The 18,443-nt window shown below is 63.3% G+C and carries 13 protein-coding genes and 1 tRNA gene; 10 read left to right on the top strand and 4 right to left on the bottom strand.

Annotation, left to right across the window (positions count from 1 at the left end; translation table 11 throughout):
• Positions 1 to 250: 250 nt before the first annotated feature.
• The 7 genes from FGS76_RS08430 (at position 251) to FGS76_RS08400 (ending at position 11,945) form a co-directional block, all read left to right on the top strand.
• Complete coding sequence (locus FGS76_RS08430) at positions 251 to 1,834, top strand: ShlB/FhaC/HecB family hemolysin secretion/activation protein (protein ID WP_170214435.1); 1,584 nt, start codon at positions 251 to 253, stop codon at positions 1,832 to 1,834.
• Positions 1,835 to 1,877: 43 nt separating this feature from the next.
• A complete protein-coding gene (locus FGS76_RS08425) occupies positions 1,878 to 8,825 on the top strand; it encodes a two-partner secretion domain-containing protein (protein ID WP_170214434.1) in 6,948 nt (2,315 codons plus the stop codon).
• Positions 8,815 to 9,075 carry a hypothetical protein gene (locus FGS76_RS08420; protein WP_138772184.1) on the top strand — a complete coding sequence of 87 codons (261 nt, stop codon included), beginning with the start codon at positions 8,815 to 8,817 and terminating at the stop codon, positions 9,073 to 9,075. Before FGS76_RS08425 ends, FGS76_RS08420 begins: the two co-directional genes overlap by 11 nt.
• A 54-nt stretch (positions 9,076 to 9,129) precedes the next feature.
• The gene (locus FGS76_RS08415) at positions 9,130 to 10,077 is read left to right on the top strand and encodes a hypothetical protein (protein ID WP_138772183.1); all 948 of its coding nucleotides are present in this window, start codon (positions 9,130 to 9,132) and stop codon (positions 10,075 to 10,077) included.
• On the top strand, positions 10,074 to 10,394 hold the full coding sequence (locus tag FGS76_RS08410) for a hypothetical protein (protein ID WP_138772182.1): 321 nt from the start codon (positions 10,074 to 10,076) through the stop codon (positions 10,392 to 10,394). The genes FGS76_RS08415 and FGS76_RS08410 overlap by 4 nt, the downstream gene beginning before the upstream one ends.
• Before the next feature lie 522 nt (positions 10,395 to 10,916).
• Positions 10,917 to 11,234, top strand: coding sequence for a hypothetical protein (locus FGS76_RS08405; protein WP_138772181.1), 318 nt, complete (start codon positions 10,917 to 10,919; stop codon positions 11,232 to 11,234).
• A gap of 66 nt (positions 11,235 to 11,300) precedes the next feature.
• Positions 11,301 to 11,945 (top strand): hypothetical protein, encoded by a 645-nt coding sequence (locus FGS76_RS08400; RefSeq protein ID WP_138772180.1) that lies wholly within the window; start codon positions 11,301 to 11,303, stop codon positions 11,943 to 11,945.
• A gap of 52 nt (positions 11,946 to 11,997) precedes the next feature.
• Here FGS76_RS08400 and FGS76_RS08395 read toward each other — a convergent pair whose 3' ends face one another.
• A complete protein-coding gene (locus tag FGS76_RS08395) occupies positions 11,998 to 13,929 on the bottom strand; it encodes a transglycosylase SLT domain-containing protein (protein ID WP_138772179.1) in 1,932 nt (643 codons plus the stop codon).
• A 172-nt stretch (positions 13,930 to 14,101) separates the two neighbouring features.
• Between FGS76_RS08395 and FGS76_RS08390 the strand changes: the two genes are divergently transcribed.
• Positions 14,102 to 15,067: a methyltransferase gene (locus tag FGS76_RS08390; protein ID WP_138772178.1), complete on the top strand. Its 966-nt coding sequence runs from the start codon at positions 14,102 to 14,104 to the stop codon at positions 15,065 to 15,067.
• Positions 15,068 to 15,079: 12 nt separating this feature from the next.
• Here FGS76_RS08390 and FGS76_RS08385 read toward each other — a convergent pair whose 3' ends face one another.
• The 3 genes from FGS76_RS08385 to FGS76_RS08375 form a co-directional block, all read right to left on the bottom strand.
• Positions 15,080 to 15,952: a DNA ligase gene (locus tag FGS76_RS08385; RefSeq protein ID WP_138772177.1), complete on the bottom strand. Its 873-nt coding sequence runs from the start codon at positions 15,950 to 15,952 to the stop codon at positions 15,080 to 15,082.
• 117 nt (positions 15,953 to 16,069) lie between these two features.
• Positions 16,070 to 16,372 carry an addiction module antidote protein gene (locus FGS76_RS08380; RefSeq protein WP_138772176.1) on the bottom strand — a complete coding sequence of 101 codons (303 nt, stop codon included), beginning with the start codon at positions 16,370 to 16,372 and terminating at the stop codon, positions 16,070 to 16,072.
• Positions 16,369 to 16,698, bottom strand: coding sequence for a type II toxin-antitoxin system RelE/ParE family toxin (locus FGS76_RS08375; protein WP_138772175.1), 330 nt, complete (start codon positions 16,696 to 16,698; stop codon positions 16,369 to 16,371). Before FGS76_RS08375 ends, FGS76_RS08380 begins: the two co-directional genes overlap by 4 nt.
• 249 nt (positions 16,699 to 16,947) lie before the next feature.
• Between FGS76_RS08375 and FGS76_RS08370 the strand changes: the two genes are divergently transcribed.
• Together FGS76_RS08370 and FGS76_RS08365 are read left to right on the top strand one after the other, a co-directional pair.
• Positions 16,948 to 17,021 (top strand) — tRNA-Gly (locus FGS76_RS08370).
• 389 nt (positions 17,022 to 17,410) lie between these two features.
• A complete protein-coding gene (locus FGS76_RS08365) occupies positions 17,411 to 18,424 on the top strand; it encodes an isopenicillin N synthase family dioxygenase (protein WP_138772174.1) in 1,014 nt (337 codons plus the stop codon).
• Positions 18,425 to 18,443: the final 19 nt, after the last annotated feature.

The raw sequence follows: 18,443 nt of genomic DNA, 5'->3' as shown, positions 1-18,443 counted from the left end.
GTCGGTTCAAAAAACGCCTTTAAAGTGCGCATTTTTTTGCGTCACCCCTGGATCGCTGGTGCACTCTTCCTATACTGAGCTTCGGAATAAAGCCTGACCCTGAAAACACACCGGTGGGGGCCGGAGGGCGGGCATTGCCAAGGAATCAGGCTCGGGGGAAGGAACCATCAAGCTCTTCACTTTCATGCTGTGCACGGCCGCTTTGGCCGCCACCGGTACAGTGTCGGCGCAGCCAGACCCACAGCAACGCATGTACGACCGCCTGCAAGAGCAGGATCTGCAACGCCAGGAACAGCGAATCCAGGAGATGCGCGTGCCCGGCGAAGCACCCGGTGAGCGGTCGCCGCCGACCGGGGCCCCGGCGCCGCAGCGCTGTTTCACGATCCAACGTTTTACCCTGACCACACCGGCGGGTGACCCGCCGCCGTTCGGACCCTGGCTGGGCGCGGCGCTGGACCACTGGCGCGGGCGCTGCCTCGGCCTGGCCGACATTCGTGATCTCCAGTCCCTGCTCACCAACACGCTGATTGATCGTGGCTTTGTCACCAGCCGGGTGTTGTTGCCCGAACAGGATCTGCACGACGGCACCCTGACCCTGCTGGTGCTGCCCGGCCGCACCGAAGCGTTGCGCGGAGACGGTATCGGCGATGGCCTGCTGAAACAGGCGGTGCCCTTGTCGGCGGGTGACTTGCTTAATTTGCGTGCCCTGGAGCAGGGCGTTGAGAATTTGTCCCGGCTGCCGCATCTCGACGTGAGCATGGATCTGGCTCCCGGGGAGGAGCAGGGCGGCACCGTGGTGATCGGCCGGGCCGACTGGCCCCGCCCCTGGCAGGGCAGCCTGGTGCTTAACGAAAAACACTACGGCGACATCACCCATGGCACCGGGCAGCTCTCTCTGGATTGGGGTAGCCCCTTTGGTCTCGCGGACCGGCTGTCCCTGGGGCTGAACAGCGACCTGGACCAGGAGTTCTCCGACCGGGCCTGGGGCGCCAGCCTGGATTACGACGTCAGCCTGGGCTACTGGAACCTGGCCGGAGGCTACAGCCGGCAGGCCTATCAAAGCGACGTGGCCGGCATCTTTCAGCGCTTCGATTCCTCGGGCATTACCGAGATCTCCCGCCTTGAGCTGACCCGGGTGCTGTATCGCTCGCAGCGCACCCGGCTGGCGATGACGTTGCTGGGGGCCTACACCGAGGTCGGCAATCTTATCGAGGACACCACCATTCAGGTCAGCAGCTACCGGTTGCGCACCGGCGGCCTGCGCCTCAGTGGCAAGTCCCGCTTCGGCCGGCTACAGGTGGCCGGCAGCCTCACCGCCGAACGGGCCTGGGCCGCCGGGCCGGCCACCGAGCTGCCCGACGGCGCCCGGGTGGCGGACCCGATCCACGGTCGTTATCAGCTTTACCTGTCCGCCTCGCGTTTCGTCGCGCCTTTGTACGGCGCCCTGCAGGTACGCCTCAACGCCCAGTACAGCGATGACCAGCTGTTTCCCTCCGAGCGCCTGTCGCTGGCTTCCGCCGCCGCCGTGCGTGGCTACGACAGCCTGTCGGTGAGCGGCAACAGCGCCGCCGCCGGCAGCGTCCAGTTTGATGTGTACCCACCGCTCACCGGCCCGGTGAGTTTGAGACCTTTTGTCGCCTGTGATCTGGGCGTGGTGCCCGGGGACTCCCCTGAAACGGAATTCTCCCGGCTGGCGTCCACCACCGCCGGTCTGGCGGTGGGCTACCGCGACCTGCAACTGACGACGCAGGTGAGCTGGCCCCTGGAGCAATATTCAACGGAGATGACGGACCATGAATACACAGCCCTGGCAAGTCTGTACGTTCAGTTCTGAGGCCCACGGAAGGGCGCGGCGCGTACTGGCATGTACGTTATCGTTGCTGCTGATCGGTCAGCCCCTGCTGGCCATCGCCGATGGGGTCACGCCCACCGCCGGCGGCCTCGACCGGGCCGCCAATGGCGTGCCGGTGGTGAACATCCGCAACCCCAATGGCGCCGGCGTTTCACGGAATTTCTACAACGACCTCAACGTGGACCGGCAAGGCCTGGTGTTCAACAACGGTCGCGGTCTCAGCCAGACCGAGCTGGCCGGCTACATCGAAGGCAATCCCAACCTCAAGAACGGCCCGGCCCGTCTTATTCTCAACGAAGTGATCGGCGCCAATCCGTCCGCGCTGAACGGCTATATGGAAGTGGCGGGCGCCCGTGCCGATGTGGTGATCGCCAACCCCAACGGCATTACCTGCAGCGGCTGCGGCTTTATCAATACCGACCACGCCACGCTCACCACCGGGCGCGCCATCATGGATGGCGACGGCGCCCTGCGCGCGTTTGATGTGCAGGGCGGCGAGGTGCGCATCGGACCCGGCGGCGCCAATACCACCAATGTGGACCGCTTCGATCTGATCGCCCGCTCCGTGTCGCTGGCCGGTGCCATCAACGCCGACCGCCTCAACGTGATTGCCGGCCGCCAGCGGGTGGACCGGCAAACCCTGGCCACGGAGCAGCTGGCCGGTGACGCCGGGGAGGGCGACGCCGACACCCCGGAATTCGCCATCGACGCCGCCGCCCTGGGCGGCATGTATGCCAATCGCATCCGCCTGATCGGCAATGAGAACGGCGTGGGCGTGCGGCTGGACGCGCCGGTGGCGGCCCAGAATGGCGACCTGACCCTGAGCGCCGGCGGCCGGCTCAGCTTCAATTCCCTGAGTGCCTCGGAATCGGTGCAGCTGGCGGCCACCGATGTGACCGCCAATGGCCACCTGGTGGCCGGTGATCGCATCAATGTGCAAGCCGATGCCTGGCACGCCGTCACCGGAACCACGTCCGCCGAGGTGGTGGAGATGGCACTGGACTCGGTGCGACTGGACGCCGGGGCGGGATGGTTGGGCGTGGACCGATTGACCGTGCATGCGGACAGCATCGACAACGCCGGTGAGCTGGCCGGCGATACGCTCTCGATCCGTGCCACCGACCGGCTCGATAACCGGGGCGCAATCGTCGCCGGTGGGAAGGCCCGGGTTGAATCCGGCCACCTGGATAACGAGGGCACGCTGGCGGCCAATGGGGATCTGCGCATCACCGCCGGCACCGTGCGCCAGGACGGCGCCGCCACCGCCGGCGGTGAACTGCGCGTCGACGCCAGCGGACTGGAGAGCACCGCGCGCAGCGAAACCGTCGCCGACGGAACGCTGCGTGCTCGCGCCGACGATGTCACCCAGCGCGGCCTGATGCATGGCGGCGAGCGGCTCGATGTGGAGGCTTCCACGGTCAGCCACCTGGACGGGCGGATGCAATCCGCCGGCGAGGTGCGGGTGAAAGCGGACAGCCTGGAAAACCGCGCCTTGATCAGTGGCGCCGGGAGTGTGGAGATCGAAGCCGGCACCCTGGATAACCGGGGCACCGTGGTGGCCGAGCAGTCACTGACGGTGGCGGTGGACGGCAACCTTAACAACATCGGCGACCTGCAGGGGCTGAGCGACGTGACCGTGACCGCCGGAAGCCTGGACAATGACGGCAACCTGCTCGCCGTCGGCGGCCTCAGCGTGGGCACTGACGGCAGGCTGGAAAACCGGGGCTCCCTGCAGGCGGAAGGGGCGCTGGCGGTGGATGCCGGTGACGCCCTGATCAACACCGGGGACCTGCTCACCAATGCGGATCTGAGTGCGCGAAGCGCTGGCCTGTTCCAGCAAACAGGGCGGCTGATCGCCGGCGGCGATGCCGCCTTGAGCGGTGCCGAACTGGTCAACGGAGGCCTGGTCAGCGTGGTCGAGCGGCTGCTGCTCGGGCACGGTGAAATCACCAACCACGGTACCCTGGAGGCCGGCGGCCTGCTGTCCGTGTCCGAGCAGGTGGCCGTGCTGGACAACGCCGGTGTGCTGCGCAGCGACGGCGATCTGCGGATGGCGGCGCAGCGGGTTCACAACCGGGATGGCGGCGCGGTCACCGCCGTGGGGCATGTGGTCGCCGAGGGCGTGGACCGGCTTACCAACCAGGGGCTGATCATGGCGCGGGGGGACCTGGCGCTGCGGGTGCGCGAACTGCTCAACGAGCGCGCCGCCGACGCCGGTGCCCGACAGGGTACGCTGGGCGCCGCCGGCCAGGTGTTGATCGAAGGCGAGCGGCTGCTTAATCGGAACGGCGCACTGATAGGCAGCGGCGGTGCCATGACCCTGCGAGTGGCCGACATCCTGGACAACGACCATGCCGACATCGTCGCCAATGGCGACCTGCTGATCGCCGCGGATGAGGCGTTGGCGAAAACCGGGCGGGTGAACAATCACTCCGGCACCATCACCACCAATGATGGAGATCTGTCGATTTTCACCCGCTATCTGGATAACAGCCGCGAGGTCACGCTGGCGAAGAGCGATCCGCTCACCGGCCTGGCGGTACTGGAGATGCTGCTGGTGGGTCTGTCCAAGGACGATGTGGCGCTCAGCGAGGACGACTGGGTCTTTATCCACGATCCGGATCTTTCCTCGGCGCTAGTGCGCTTCGCCAGCAACGGTGGCGCCCGCCAGGCCTGGGTGGATTACTGGGTCGAGCAATACACCGATTACATCAACGGCCAGATCGGCGGCCTGCTGAGCGAGGCGGATGTGTTGTTTATTCAGGAGACCCTGCGCGGCACGCGCGAGGACACCATGATCGGCACCCTGCCGGCTACCTTCTATTACGGCTCCAGCGAAGCGGATGACGCCACCGATAACCCGCTGGCGGAGAGCTTCTATGTGGTGGCCCGCGTCACCCAGTTGCTCAAGGAGCGCGCGCCCCTGAAATATCAGCGTTTTCTGGCGCATACCCGCGCCAAGCTGGAGAGCCGGGACGGTGGCGGCCTGTATCTGCGTAATTTCACCTGCGGCACCCGGCGGGCCGACTGGCGCGACGGCGTGTCCTGTGACAACGGCAGCATCTCTTATTTCCGCTTTGGTGAGGAGCTCTACGACGACGTCATCGCTCCCGGCTCCGAGGCGGTGCAATCCGTGCTCTCCTCCGGCGGCGATCTGACGGTGGTCGCGGACACCCTGAACAACGCCTACAGCACGCTCGCCGCGGCGGGCAATATCCACCTGGAAGGTGGCCGCCTGGTCAACAGGGCACTGGAACTGAAACGGCACGGCAGCCTCTATACCGGCCGCCGCGAATGGCACAACGCCAAGCGCGCGCCGGAGCCCGGTGCCGGCATGGTCACCACCGATGTGCGCGACATCAGCGTCGGTCTGGGCGAGCAGGTTGCCAGCGTGATCAGCGCCGGCGGCAACCTGACGCTGGATTTTCAGGAGGAAGCGGGCAACTACACCGAGGAGCGCTACGATCAGGAGGTGGTGTTCGACGACGGTGACTATGGCGACGGCGGATCCGGCGAGCCCGGTGATGGCGGTGCCGGCGGTGACGGTCCGGCGCCGGTGGCCTGGGACCTGAGCGAAGACAGCCGCGTGATCGATACCGTCAACGCCGGCCTGCGCGACATTCTCGACCACCGCAGCAGCCTCTACACCGTGGTGGACGACGCGGATCACCCCTACCTGATCGAGACCAACCCGCTGTTCGCCACTCTGGATGGTTTCCTGGGCTCCGGCTATCTGCTTGATCGACTGGCGCTGGACCCGGACCGGACTTCCCGGCGCCTTGGCGACAGCTATTACGAGACACAGCTGATTCGCGACGCCGTGCTGGCCGCCACCGGCCGGCGTTTCCTGGACGACGACGTACAATCCGACCAGCAACAGTTCCAGCGGTTGATGGACAATGCCCTGCTCGAAGCGGAACGGCTGGAACTGGCGGTGGGCGTGGCGCTCACGCCGGCGCAGATCGACGGCCTGCGTCAGGACCTGGTATGGATGGAAGAACGGCAGGTGGATGGGAAGTCGGTGCTGGTGCCGGTGCTCTATCTGGCGCCGGGCAGCAGCCATCTTACCTCCGAGGGCGCGGTGATCGCCGGCGACACCGTCAATGTGCGTGCCGGCGGCCTCGGCAACAGCGGTATCATCGCCGCCGCCAATGGCCTCACCGTACAGGCCGGCAACAAAGGGGTGGTGAACCTGGAAGGCACCCTGCAAGCCGGCACCGGTCTCGCCATCGACTCCCTCGGTGACGTCAAAAACCAGAGTGGCACCGTCCGCGCCGGCCAGGTGTCGATTCGCAGCCAGGGCGACATCATCAATGAGTCCTGGAGCGAGCAAGTGGTCACCGAATGGGACCACGGCACCCACCGACGCACCGAACACGGCGACGCCGGCCTGATCCAGGCCGCCGGCACCGTGGCACTGGATGCCGGCCGCCACATCGTCGTCACCGGCAGCCGTGTTCAGGGCGACGCCGTGGGCCTCAACGCCGGCGGCGACGTGCGCATCGAAAGCCAAACCGTGGAACGGGGCTTCGACGGCCATGCCAACGGCGGCCGCTATCAGACCCGGAACGTCGAGCAAATCGCCAGCCAGGTGGACGCCACCAGTGACCTGCTGATCAGCGCCGGTGGCAACATCGGCATCACCGCCTCCGACGTCAGCGCCGGTGGCAACGCCAGCCTGGCCGCCGGCGGCGACGTCATCATCCAGTCCGCCGCCAACCGCGACTACGAAAACTACCATCGCCAAACCAGCGACGAAGAAAAACAATACACCCACGACACCGTCCGCCAACGCAAAGCCACCGTCAGCGCCGGCGATAACCTGCGCATCGACGCTGGCCGCGACCTCCTGGTGGCCGGCAGCGACCTGAGCAGTGGTAATGATATGGGGCTGGCCGCCGGCGGAACCATCGCCTTTCTGGCCACCCAGGACCGCGACTACCACTTATCCAAGAGCGAAAAGGACGGCGACTACGGCGCCCACAGCTTCAAACGGGACGAAGTCACCCACATCGACCACGTCACCAGCACCGCCACCGCCGGCGGCGACCTCACCCTGACCAGCGGCGGCGACCAGCTCTACCAGGCCGCCCGCCTGGAAAGCGGCGGCGACACCACCCTGAAAAGCGGCGGACACATCACCTTCGAATCGGTGAAGGACCTGGTCCAGGAAAGCCACGAAAAAAGCCAGGGCGACCTGGCCTGGCAGAAGATGGAAGGCGAGGGCTTCACCGACGAAACCCTGCGCCAAACCGAAATCGTCGCCGCCGGCAACCTGGCCATCGACGCCGCCGAAGGCCTCCACATCGACGTCAAACAAGTGGACCAGCAAACCGTCGAGCAAATGATCGACGGCATGGCCGCCGAAAACCCGGACCTGGCCTGGATGAAGGACGCCTACCAACGCGGCGACGTGGACTGGCGCCAGGTCCGTGAACTCCACGACAGCTGGGAATACAGCAGCCAGGGCATGGGCCCCGCCACCGCCCTGGCGGTGACTATCGTGGTCGCGGCCGCGACCTCCGGCGCCGCCAGCACGGCGATCGGTGGCATGGCTGGTGCCACCGCCGGGTCTGGTACCGCCATGGCGGCTGCCGGCGCCGGAGCGGCCGCCGGTTGGGGCAACGCTGCGGCCACCGCCATGCTGGTTGGCGCGGCCAGTACGGCTACGACCAGCACCATCAACAACGGCGGCAACCTGGGCGCCACCCTGGACACCCTCGGCAGCGGCGACACCCTGCGCGGTTTGGCCGTCGGCGGCCTCACCGCCGGGCTCACCAGCGGTATATATGATCCATGGTTGGGTACGGAGACTGGCGCGAGCGGTTTGACCGCCGCCAACACGGGTGGTCTTCTGAACAACAGCGGTGTTGTCACCGGGGCGACTTTGAATAGCTTTTCGGGGCTTGGACGCTTCGCACTTAACCAGACGCTTCAGAACACGACTTCCTATGCGTTGGGGAAAGCGTTCGGGCAGGAAGGTGACTTCAGTGATGCGCTACGCAACTCCATGGCCAACACCTTTGCTGCGGCCGGGTTCAATTGGGTCGGTGACGTCAGTCTGAGGCAGGGGCTTACAGAGGGCGGTCTGGCCAAGACCGGCCTGCACACGGTGATGGGCGGGCTTGCTGCTGAAGCCGCTGGCGGTGATTTTCGCACCGGCGCGCTGGCTGGAGCCACGAACGAACTCTTGATCGGCGCCATGCCGCAACAGTATGGGAATCTCACCATGCGACAGAAGGTCGTTAATTCCCAACTGTTCGGCGTGCTTTCGGCAGCAGCGCAGGGCGGCGATGAGGCGTCCTTACAGACCGGCGCTTGGGTGACGGGCGAAGCGACTAAGTACAATCACGGATTTCATCTGCCGTCCGGGCTAACAGAGTACGGCCAGTCGGCGACCTCACTAGCGCAATACATGCAGGAACAAGGCAGTTCGCCAGATCAGATTAACGAAGCTTTGCAGGCAATGAATCGCGGAGACGGCTTTGATGGCCCCAAGCCAGCCAACTCTTTCCTTGAAGCCTGGGTGTATACCATGCTGACTGGCGGTGGTTATATGAAAGCAGGATCAACAGCTGGTTCGCTGCTTTTAGGGGGAGCCCTTGGTGGCGGAACCAACGTAGCTTACCAGCTTGGTAATAGCAGCCTGGGTGAGCTAGACGTGACCGACGCTTCGGTTGCGGCGATGGTTGGAAGTTTGACACAGGGCAGAGGCTTTCTGTTTACAGAGGGTGTAAGTGTTTGGGGGGCCTACGTTGGAAGCCAATTGAAGGGATCTGATGCTAAAAGCGCAATGATTGGCGCTGGTATAGGTGCTGCGGCAGGGCGTGCTGGGGAAAAAGCTTCTGCTAAGAAGCTCAATCTATACTTTCCTGGCGCCTCGGCTGACTTCGTGGGTGGTGCAATCGGGAGCGTAACTAATGAGGCTGTTAGCTCATCGATGCAAGATAGGATAGGTGGAAATGAAAATTGACGCAAAGATTCCAGGTTTTAAAGAGCTTGTTCTATTTGTTTTGATAAATATAGCTCTTGTTTTTGTTTTGGTTTTCTCCGTCAGAGTAGGGTTTCTTGCTTATGACGATTTTTATGGTGGTGGTGTGAGTTACAGTTTTTTGGATGAAGCAAAATACAGTATAAGGGGGGCTCTCTCAGGTGGTGGTTTTTTGGGGGTTTCGGTTTGGATTTTGTCAAGACGCCACTATAAAAAAGAAAACGGCGAGTGATCGATAAGTTTACTGATGGCCGGTCTTTTGGGCGCGGTCTCCACCGGAGGAGACGTGGAGACCGGCGCCTGGATCGCCAAACAGGCGGACACCTACAATCGGCAACTGCACAAGGCGGAACTCAAGCTCATTGCGGATCATTACAAGGAATATGCAGTAGAAAGGGGGATATCGGACGAGCAGGCGTTGAAGGAGCTGCTTTATCAAGCTCAGAGTCAGGTCGATAGCGCCTATGCGGAAGATGGCGGGCAGCGCGACCTGGCCATTCTGAGTGGCTACGATCAACAGGCCGCCGGTGATTTTTTTTCAGGCCTGGCAGAGCATTCCGGAGCCATATCCCATGACGATGGTGAGGTAACGGCGCCTTTTGAAGCGACGGCGGAGCAATATGACAATAGCTACGTTAATGCGACGCATCTTCACGATATTGAAGACGGCGCCTATGGCGAACAGTTGTTTGGCTACGCAACGCCGATTCTGACGAACATGGAATCCGATATTGGTGCAGGGAAGTACCTCGATGTTATCGGCCAAGCGCGGCTAAACGCCTCTGAGGCGATGTTCTCGCAAGGGACAACGGTCTTAGGCGGAGCATTACTGACCCCCGCCGCCGCCAGTATCGGGAGTGCCGCTACTGTGCAAGTGCCCTTCTGGGGTGGGGTTGGGGCTCAAACTGCCTCAACCGGTGCTCGCGCGCTAGGTGCCAGAATGATTGTAAATGTGACCGCAGCAGAGGAAAGCATGGCTGTAGGGGCGTTGAGGGCCAATATTGCCTTGACTGATATGGTTTATGGGACTGGCGCTGCGGCCGAAACGTATGTTTTGGTGTCTAGCACTCTTGGTTTTTTTGACGGCTATTATGGTGTGGTTCCAGGCCCCCCTGCGTATGTTCCTGATGGGTTGCCGAGTCATCCTGTTCTCGCCCCCTATAAAGCAAGTCAGGAATTAGGTGCCATGTTGAGAGATTCTTTCCGTTTTTATGAAGAGGGGATTAATGATTGATTGATCAAATATCTGCCTTTTGGCTTATTTTTATTGCCTCTACTGCTGTGTCCGCTGTGATATTTATCGTGCTGAGACGGCGCAGAGTTTTTGTCTCCGATCGCGCTTGTATTTATATGGGGGCGGCGGTTTCTATTTATTTGCTTAATTTTTTGCCTGTGCTTACAGAGGGGAAATTGATCTCTTATGACGACGGTAGAAAAATTGGCTCTTTAGATATACTTGGGTTCACCATTTTGGCTTCTCTTGTCCTTTTTTGGGTGGCTGTTCTTTCAGAGCGTTCGCTAAAGAAAAAATTGGATAAACAAAAAAAGTAAGCGGCGCCTGTTTAGAGGGCAGGCCACTTTACAGTGACCGTTACCTGAAGCTCTTTACCCTGTCCGGTACCTTTGCATGATGTTGGCACTGCCAGCGCCCTGGTGCTCGATGATCACTCATCGGGCTTGTTGGTGCCGGCCATCGAAAAAAGTCTGCCGTAAGTCCGCAAGTACCAAGACACTCGGATTAGTCGCTGCTCCTATCTGCGCGTGGCCAAGAGCGCACGGGGTCTCCTGCTCTCGATGTTTTGCAAGCAGAGACATGGTTACCGACGCAACGCCTGCAATTCTGGCGCCTGGGCTTTGCCCGGATGTGATTATTAGAAGGAGAAGCGTAGTTCCTCTTAATGGTGCGGATTCGAGACTTTTTTTGGGGGCGGTTTTGTTGATTTGCGTTCAGTCTGCGAAATATTTTCCTGATGATCTTCTTGAAAATCTGTAATTGGCTTCTTTAGGTTTGGGGCTGGAAAATGATGCACTGCTCGGGGAGGGTTGCTTGATGTATCAAGAGAGGATGGGGGATTGATTGGTCAGTTCGAGGGTCTAGTTGTTGTTGCGGTTCTCTTTTTCATAATGGAGGCTGCGGTTTATCTATTTTTTAAGAGTTCTGGCCGTATAAAGTCTGATTTGGCAGCAATACATTTAAGTTTTGCCGTTGCCGTTTGGGTTCAGAATTTGGCTCCACTTATTGTGGAAGGGGGGATAAAAACTCGCTCGGGAAGTAATTTGGATGCTGGTAGTGTGATGAAGTTCTCCATAGTGATCTCTGTAGTCCTAATGTGGATGGCCGTTTTTGCGGAAAGATCGCTGAGGAAAAAACTCGATAAGAGCAGGGAGTAAGACTCTGCTCTGCCAGGGGTATGTTTTTATAAATGGAGTTTTTAAACTGAAAGGAAGGGAAGTGTTATGCGTATTGCTTTTTTGTTTGCCGTGGCATTGGGGATGTCGGGTTGCGCATCGGTTAAGCCGGTGAACTTGGATCTGTCTGATTTGACAGAGAGCGGTGCCCGCGTGGTGGCGACCACCGAACGGCCAATGCCGGCGTTGTCGGCCATCACGCCCACCAAGGCACAGTTCGGCTTCCTTGGGGGGATGGCAATGACCATGGCGGGTAAGCAGATTGTTGAAAAGAATGGCGTTGACGATCCTGCCGTGCACGTTTCCAGCGAATTGGCCGATCAACTGGCAAAGGCGCTCGGCGCCGAGGTGATGTCGGAAGGCCCGGGTACGGTGGAGCCCGGGGAACAGCCCGATGTGCTGGTGGATGTGCAGACCCGCGTTTGGCAGTTGATTTATTACAAGTCGGCCTGGGGAACGTACTCGATCACCTATCGCGCCAAAGCACAATTTATCGACGCGGAGACAGAGACCGTTTTGGGAACGGGCAGTTGCAGCGTGCGGCCCGAAAAAGATTCCGAGTGGACCGCGGGTTATGAAGACTTCGCGGAGAATCGGGACGCCATCTTGACCCGCACTTTGGCTTTCGTGGCACGGCAGTGCGCGGAACAAATTGGCGGCCAGCTTGCCGCCGTTGCGGCTACCGACGGGTAAAAGCTGGTACCGGTATTACCAAAAGGCCCCGCGTCGCGGGGCCTTTTGCGTTCTAGTCCTCGATCATCGCCAGGGAGTAGGGCGTCCCGGCTTCCGCTGGCAGGAGCAGCATGGCGGTGCGGTTTTCCGGGTTGCCGTGGAGGCCTTCGAAGAGCACCCGGTAGGTGAGCACGGCCTGGACGTAGTCGCGGGTTTCGCGGAACGGGATGGATTCGATCCAGACGTCCACGGGGACGGCGTCGTCTTCCTCGGCGAGCCATTGGGCGATGCGGCCGGGGCCGGCGTTGTAGGCGGCCAGGGCGAGCAGGCGGTTGCCGTTGAAGCGGTCCAGCAGGTCGCTGAGGTAGCGGGTGCCCAGTTCGATGTTGGTGGCCGGGTTGAGCACCTGCTGTTCGCCGGGCACGCCCTGGCCGGCTTCGCGGGAGACCTTGGCGGCAGTGCCGGGCATCAGTTGCATCAGGCCCAGGGCGCCCACCGGGGAGCGGGCGTTGGGGTAGAAGGCGCTTTCCCGGCGGGCGATGGCCATGGCCAGCCAGGGGTCCAGGTGGTGGCGGCGGCCGGCTTCCTGGAACCGTTGTTGGTGGGCGGCGGGAAAGCGCCAGGCGAGCACGTCCCAGGCGCGGGCCTGGATCGAGGCCTGCACGGTGAGGTCGTACCAGCCGGCGTCCAGGGCGTACTGGGCGAGCTGGCGCTGGCGGCTTTCGTTGCTGTGCCACATCAGCCAGTTCCATTCGCTCCAGGCCAGGCCCGATTCGTCCTGTTCGCGCAGCATCTTGATGCGGGTGAGGGCGGCCAGGTCGGGCAGCGTTTTGTCGCCGGTGGGCACGGCGTTGGCGAAGTGATAGGGCTCGCCGATGCGATCGGCGGCCAGGAAGCCGTAGAAATTGCGTTGCGCGGCGGCCTGTTGCCACAGGCCGCGGGCGCGTTGCTGGTCGCCGTTTTCCTCGGCGGCGCGGCCGGCCCAGTACAGCCAGCGGCTGTCCTTGCGTTCCGCCTCGGGCAGCAGGGCGATCCAGTCCGGCAGTTCATCCCATTGCTGCTCGATGACCGCGCGGCGGGCGCGCTGGTCCACCAGGCTGTCGCCACCGTGGTTGCGCAGCCAGCCGTCCAGCCAGTCGCGGTTGTCCTCGATGCCACGGATGGTGGAGTACCAGGCGATGCGCTGGCCGGACCGTTCGATCAGGGCGGCGTCGGTAAAGCCCAGGTCGCCCCGGTCGTCCTCGAACCATTGCCGGGCGGTGACGGTGTCGGTATAGGCCAGGCGGCGGAAGCCGGCGGCCAGCAGCACCTGGCGCTGGTCGTCGGGCAGGCTCTTCGGCAGCGCCTTAAGCTGTTCCGGATCGCCGTACAGGTCCATCAGCAGGTCGGCGGCGGTGCCGTAGGGCTGGTCGTCGAGCATTGGCCGCAGGTAACGCATCAATCCTGGGCTGCGCTCGTAGAAGGCCAGTTCCATGCGCTGCCAGATTTCCGCCTGGCCGATCACGCCTTTTTGCCGCGCCGCGTTGAAGATCGGGTCACAGGCGGAGGGGCGGGAATTGCCGGACAGCCACAGTTGCCGCGCTTCGGTGAGTGCCTGTTCGTTGCCGGCCTGCCACTGGGCATGCCAGTACAGGCAGCTCAGTTCCAGCGAGCGGGGGGCTTTGTCGTAGACGGCGCGGGCGGCGTCCCAGCGGTTGTCGCGGGCATAGGCCACCAGGGCCAGCTGGCGAATGTCGTTGGGCAGGGGGGAGTCCGGGTAGCGCCGTGCGTAGTCGGCGACCCGGTCCGGACTGAGGTCCGGCAGGGCGGCGCGCAGCCGGTGAAACTCCAGATAAGCCTGCAACGGGTGCTCGTCGCCGAGGCGTGCCTGGGCGCGGCTGAGGCCTTCCCAGTCGTTGTTGCGGGCGGCGTGCAACGCCTCCTGAAAAGGCGTGTCGGCGGCCAGCGCCGGAAATGACCAGGCGCCGGTGAGCATCACCAGTGCCAGAACTGCGGAACGGACCATCCATTGCCTCCACGACTGCATCTAACCGCCCATTGTAGCCAGGAGGCGGGGCGTGCGGCGTGGTCATTATGTAAAACTTCGCGGCGCGCTCTTCACGGCGCCGGCGTGTTCGAAAATGGGTATCGGCCAGGGCATGCTTTATACTGCCCGGCTTGATCGCTTAGAGACGTTTATGGAAAACAGCACGCAACTGCTTTGGCGCCAGCAAGCCACCCTGGCGGGCCGCCGGGTTCTGGTAATGGACGCCAACGATCCGGCGCTGGCCGAGCTGCCGGCGGAACAGCTTTACCTGCACGCCGACGACTACACGGTGGGGGCCCACCAGTGGGCGCCGCTGCCGACCCTGCCGGATGACGTGGATCTGGTGATCCTGCCGTTGCCGAAGTCCGCCGAGCGTCTCGAGCTGTTGCTGCGCGCCGTGGCGGGGCAGATTGAGACGCCCATGGACGTGTGGCTGGTGGGGCCGGCCAAGGGCGGCATTCGCGGCGGTGTCACCCGGCTGTCCCGGTTTGCCGATGACGTAACCCTTCTCGACAGCGCTCGCCACTGCAAGCTCTACGGTGGCCAGTTGAGACCGGCGCAACCCCTGGCCCTGGAGCAGGTGGCGTCCCTGACCACGCTGGATGATCTGCAGGTGGTCAGCTACCCGGGGGTGTTCAGCCATGGCCGGCTGGACGAGGGCAGCGCCTTGCTGCTGGAGGCTCTGGCCGAGGGCTTGCCCCGGGGCAAGGTGCTGGACATGGGCTGTGGCGGCGGCGCCCTGAGCGCGCGCCTGGCGCACAGCGGCTGCCAGGTCACCGCCACCGACGTGAGCGCCACCGCGGTGGCCGCCGCCACCGCCACCCTGGAGCGCAACCACCTGCAAGGCAAGGTGGTGGGCGGTGACTTGTACGAGAGCATCGGTGCCCGCTTCGAGGCGATTGTTACCAACCCGCCGTTCCACGACGGCCGTGATCGCACCATGTCCATTACCCGGCGGTTGATCCGCGAGGCCCCGGAGCACCTCACCGACAAGGGCACCCTGTGGATGGTGGCCAACCGGGAGCTGCCCTACGCGCAATGGCTGGATCAGGCGTTCAAGCATGTGCAGGTGGTGCGCGAGACCAACCGCTTCCGGGTTTACCGGGCGCTGCGCTGAACCCGGCCGCCGCTAGCGGATGTAGCCGGGCCCCTGACTGCGGGTGCGCAGATAGCTGGCGAAGCGGGGCAGGCCGTTCTTGGTGTGGCCGTGGAACTGGTAGGTGACGATGCTGCCGATGGGCGGCGGGTCGGCCCGCTGCGCGTCACTGAAGCCGGTGCCCAGCCGGAAATGCCGGCCGCTGGGGGTTTCCACCAACAGCGCGCCCATGCGGCCTTCCAGGCGCCCCTGGCCGGGCAGGTGGGCCACCACCCGGCCATCCTCGTCCTGGTAGGGCTTGAGCTTGAGCAGATCGTCCGAGCGGTGCCCCCGGTAGGGCGCCGAACCACGATGCAGCATCAGCCCCTCGCCGCCGATCTCCACCACCTGATCCAGATAGTCCATTAGCTGTTGGCGGTTGGCCACGCGCCGCTGGGGTACGCGCCTCAGGTGAGGGGCGTCGCGCCCGTCCAGCAGGGCACGCATGGTTCGCAGCCGCTGTTCGAAGGAGCCGTCGGCGGCGGGCAGGTCGAACACCATGTAATAAATGTGCCGCCACTGGTCCGGTTCGGGCCGGGCCCGCTGCAACGCGCCCATCAAACGGCTGAAGGTGCCTCGGCCCTGCCACAGCTCGCCGTCCATGGGGATGTCCGGGAAACCGTCGGTGAAACCCGGCGGCGTGGCGATCACATGGCCCTGGCGGCTGATCAGATGCCGGCCATCCCAGTAGGCGCGTACCCCGTCCAGTTTTTCGCTGACCCAGTAGTCCGTCGGGTCGATGTGGTCCTGGTAAACGTTGGCGAGCATCAGCGCTGGCTGGCCGCGGCCATGGCCCACCGTGGCGGCCACCGCGAAGAACACCACCACCATGGTTACCACGAAGAGGAGAATCGGTCGGGAAATCATCCTTGGCTCCCTGTTCAATACATGAACAGAAAGTCTTGCCGGTGGTGGGCCCGGCGGGTATCGCCGGAAGGATCAATCGGCTGTAGGAGATCAGCGCGTCTCGGCTTAGGAAAAAGCCTACACGGCCCGCGTCAAATCCTGGAATCGCAGCCCGGTGGCCCGGATCACGGCGGTCATGGTCTTCAGGGTGGGGTTTCCTTTCGGGGAAAGTGCCCGGTACAGGCTTTCCCGGGACAGGTGGGCGCGCCCGGCGACCACGGCCATGCCGCCCTGGGCTTCCACGACATGACGCAGAGCCACCAGGAAGGCCGCTTCACCGTCCGGTTTATCCAGTTCATCAAAGGCGGTTCGCAGATAATCCGGCGCCATGGCCGGGTCATCGCGAAGCATGGCCACCACCGCATCATCGTGACGTTTCATCGGTACCTCTTCCGGTAATCCGCCAGCCGTGACCTGGCTTGCTCAATATCCCACTGTTGCCGCTGTTTGCCGCCGCCGGTGAGCAACAACACCAGCGTCTCACCCACCCGGGCGTAATACACCCGGTAGCCGGGGCCGTGGTCCACCCGCAGTTCCATGACCCCACCGCCCACGGATTTGCTGTCTCCGGGGTTGCCGAGCGCCAGCCGGTTGAGCCGGGTCAGCACCCGCATGGCGGCCCGGCGATCCTTGCGCTTCAACGCCTCCAGCCAATGCTGGAAAGGATCATGGCCATCCACCGTCAGATAATGGGTAAGTTCGAACACGAAAGTAGCCTGAAAGCGACAAATTGTCCAGAAGAAGCTAAACCGGGATGGCCAAGGCTCAGATGAGTTGTTCGGCCACCACCGCACACTTCTTTGAGTCTTGCCCGGTAGGCGCCGGGCGGGTATCGCCGGAAGGATCGACGTGGGGTAGGAAATCGCCGCTTTAGGGGTTAGGAAAAAGCGTACAACGCCAGGCAGCCGAGCAGCGCTGGACAGCGCGCCGCATTCCCGGTGTAATAGCCCCCCTTCGCGGGTGTAGTTCAATGGTAGAACGGCAGCTTCCCAAGCTGCATACGAGGGTTCGATTCCCTTCACCCGCTCCAAACCGAAAAGGGTCGCGCAAGCGGCCCTTTTTGGTTTGTAGTGGGTGGAGGCAATGGATCGATCCCTCCGGTTCGACGTCTCGCCGTATACGGCGAGCGGACGTTGCGTAAGCAACGGTCCCGCGCTAGCGCGGGATGCCGAAGGCACCTTCCCTTCACCCGCTCCAAACCAGAAAGGGTCGCCTCGGCGGCCCTTTTTGGTTTTGGGATAGGTCTGTTCCGGTGCAGCCCTTCCTCCTCGCTGAAGCAGTCTGCGCCGCTATGGCGCAGCGGATTCCTTTATTGCCGCCGATCCGCCGGTTTTTTGCCGACAAAAAATGGCACGTTGCTTGCACTTTCTTATTATGGAAAGCCGGGCCCACCAGTGTCCCGGCGTACTGGAGGATGCCATGAGCAAGCTGCTTGAAGTGCCGGTGATCGACATTGCTCGTTTCCGGTCCGGCGACGAGGACGACCGGCGGGCGGTGGCCCGGGAGGTGGATCGCGCCTGCACCGACATCGGTTTTCTGATTATCGACGGCCACGGCGTGGACCCGGCTCTGATCGAGCGGACCCGGGCGGTGTCGCGGGAGTTCTTCGATCTGCCGGAGGCGGAGAAGCGGCGGGTGGCCCGGCCCCGGGTGGACGTGTCCCGGGGTTACACCGGCCTGGAGGATGAGTCGGTGGCCCGGTCCCGGGACGCCAGCGCCACCCAGGGGGACTTGAACGAGAGCCTGATGATCGGGCCGGTGGACCGGCCGGACGAGGCCTACGCCACGGCGCCGGCGGCCGGGCAGCATTTCGCGGCCAATATCTGGCCCCAGCGGCCGGCGGCGCTGCAGCCGGTGTGGACCGAGTATTACCGTGCCATGGGCGATCTGGCGGCGACCATCATGCGTATCTTCGCGCTGGCCCTGGATCTGGACGAACACTACTTCGACGACAAGATCGACCGGCACATCAGCCGCCTGCGGTTGCGCAATTACCCGGCCCAGGCGGAGGCGCCCAAGCCCGGGCAGATCCGCGCGGGTGCCCATTCCGATTACGGCAGCCTGACCATCCTGTGTACCGAGGACAAGCCCGGCGGGCTGCAGGTCTGCAACGCGGCGGGGGAATGGGTGGACGTGCCCATCGTACCCGGCACTTTCATTATCAATATCGGCGATCTGATGGCGCGCTGGAGCAACGACCGCTGGGTGTCCACCCTGCACCGGGTGGTCAATCCGCCGGCCGGGGCGGGTGGGGCGGCGCGGCGCCTGTCCATCGTGTTTTTTCACAATCCGAACTATGACGCGCGCATCGAGTGCCTGCCGAACTGCGCCGGCGACGGCGAGCCGCCGCGCTATCCGCCCACCACCTCCGGCGAGCACCTGCGCTCCATGTTCGTGACCACGCAGAACGCGGCGGCCGGCCAGCAGGCCTGATTCGCCGCGCCCGGTTCCG

It is taken from the genome of Alloalcanivorax gelatiniphagus (genome assembly GCF_005938655.1).
GTDB lineage: Bacteria > Pseudomonadota > Gammaproteobacteria > Pseudomonadales > Alcanivoracaceae > Alloalcanivorax > Alloalcanivorax gelatiniphagus.
The sequence above is the reverse complement of the archived record's forward strand: the minus strand, read 5'-3'. Positions and strand labels throughout refer to the sequence as shown.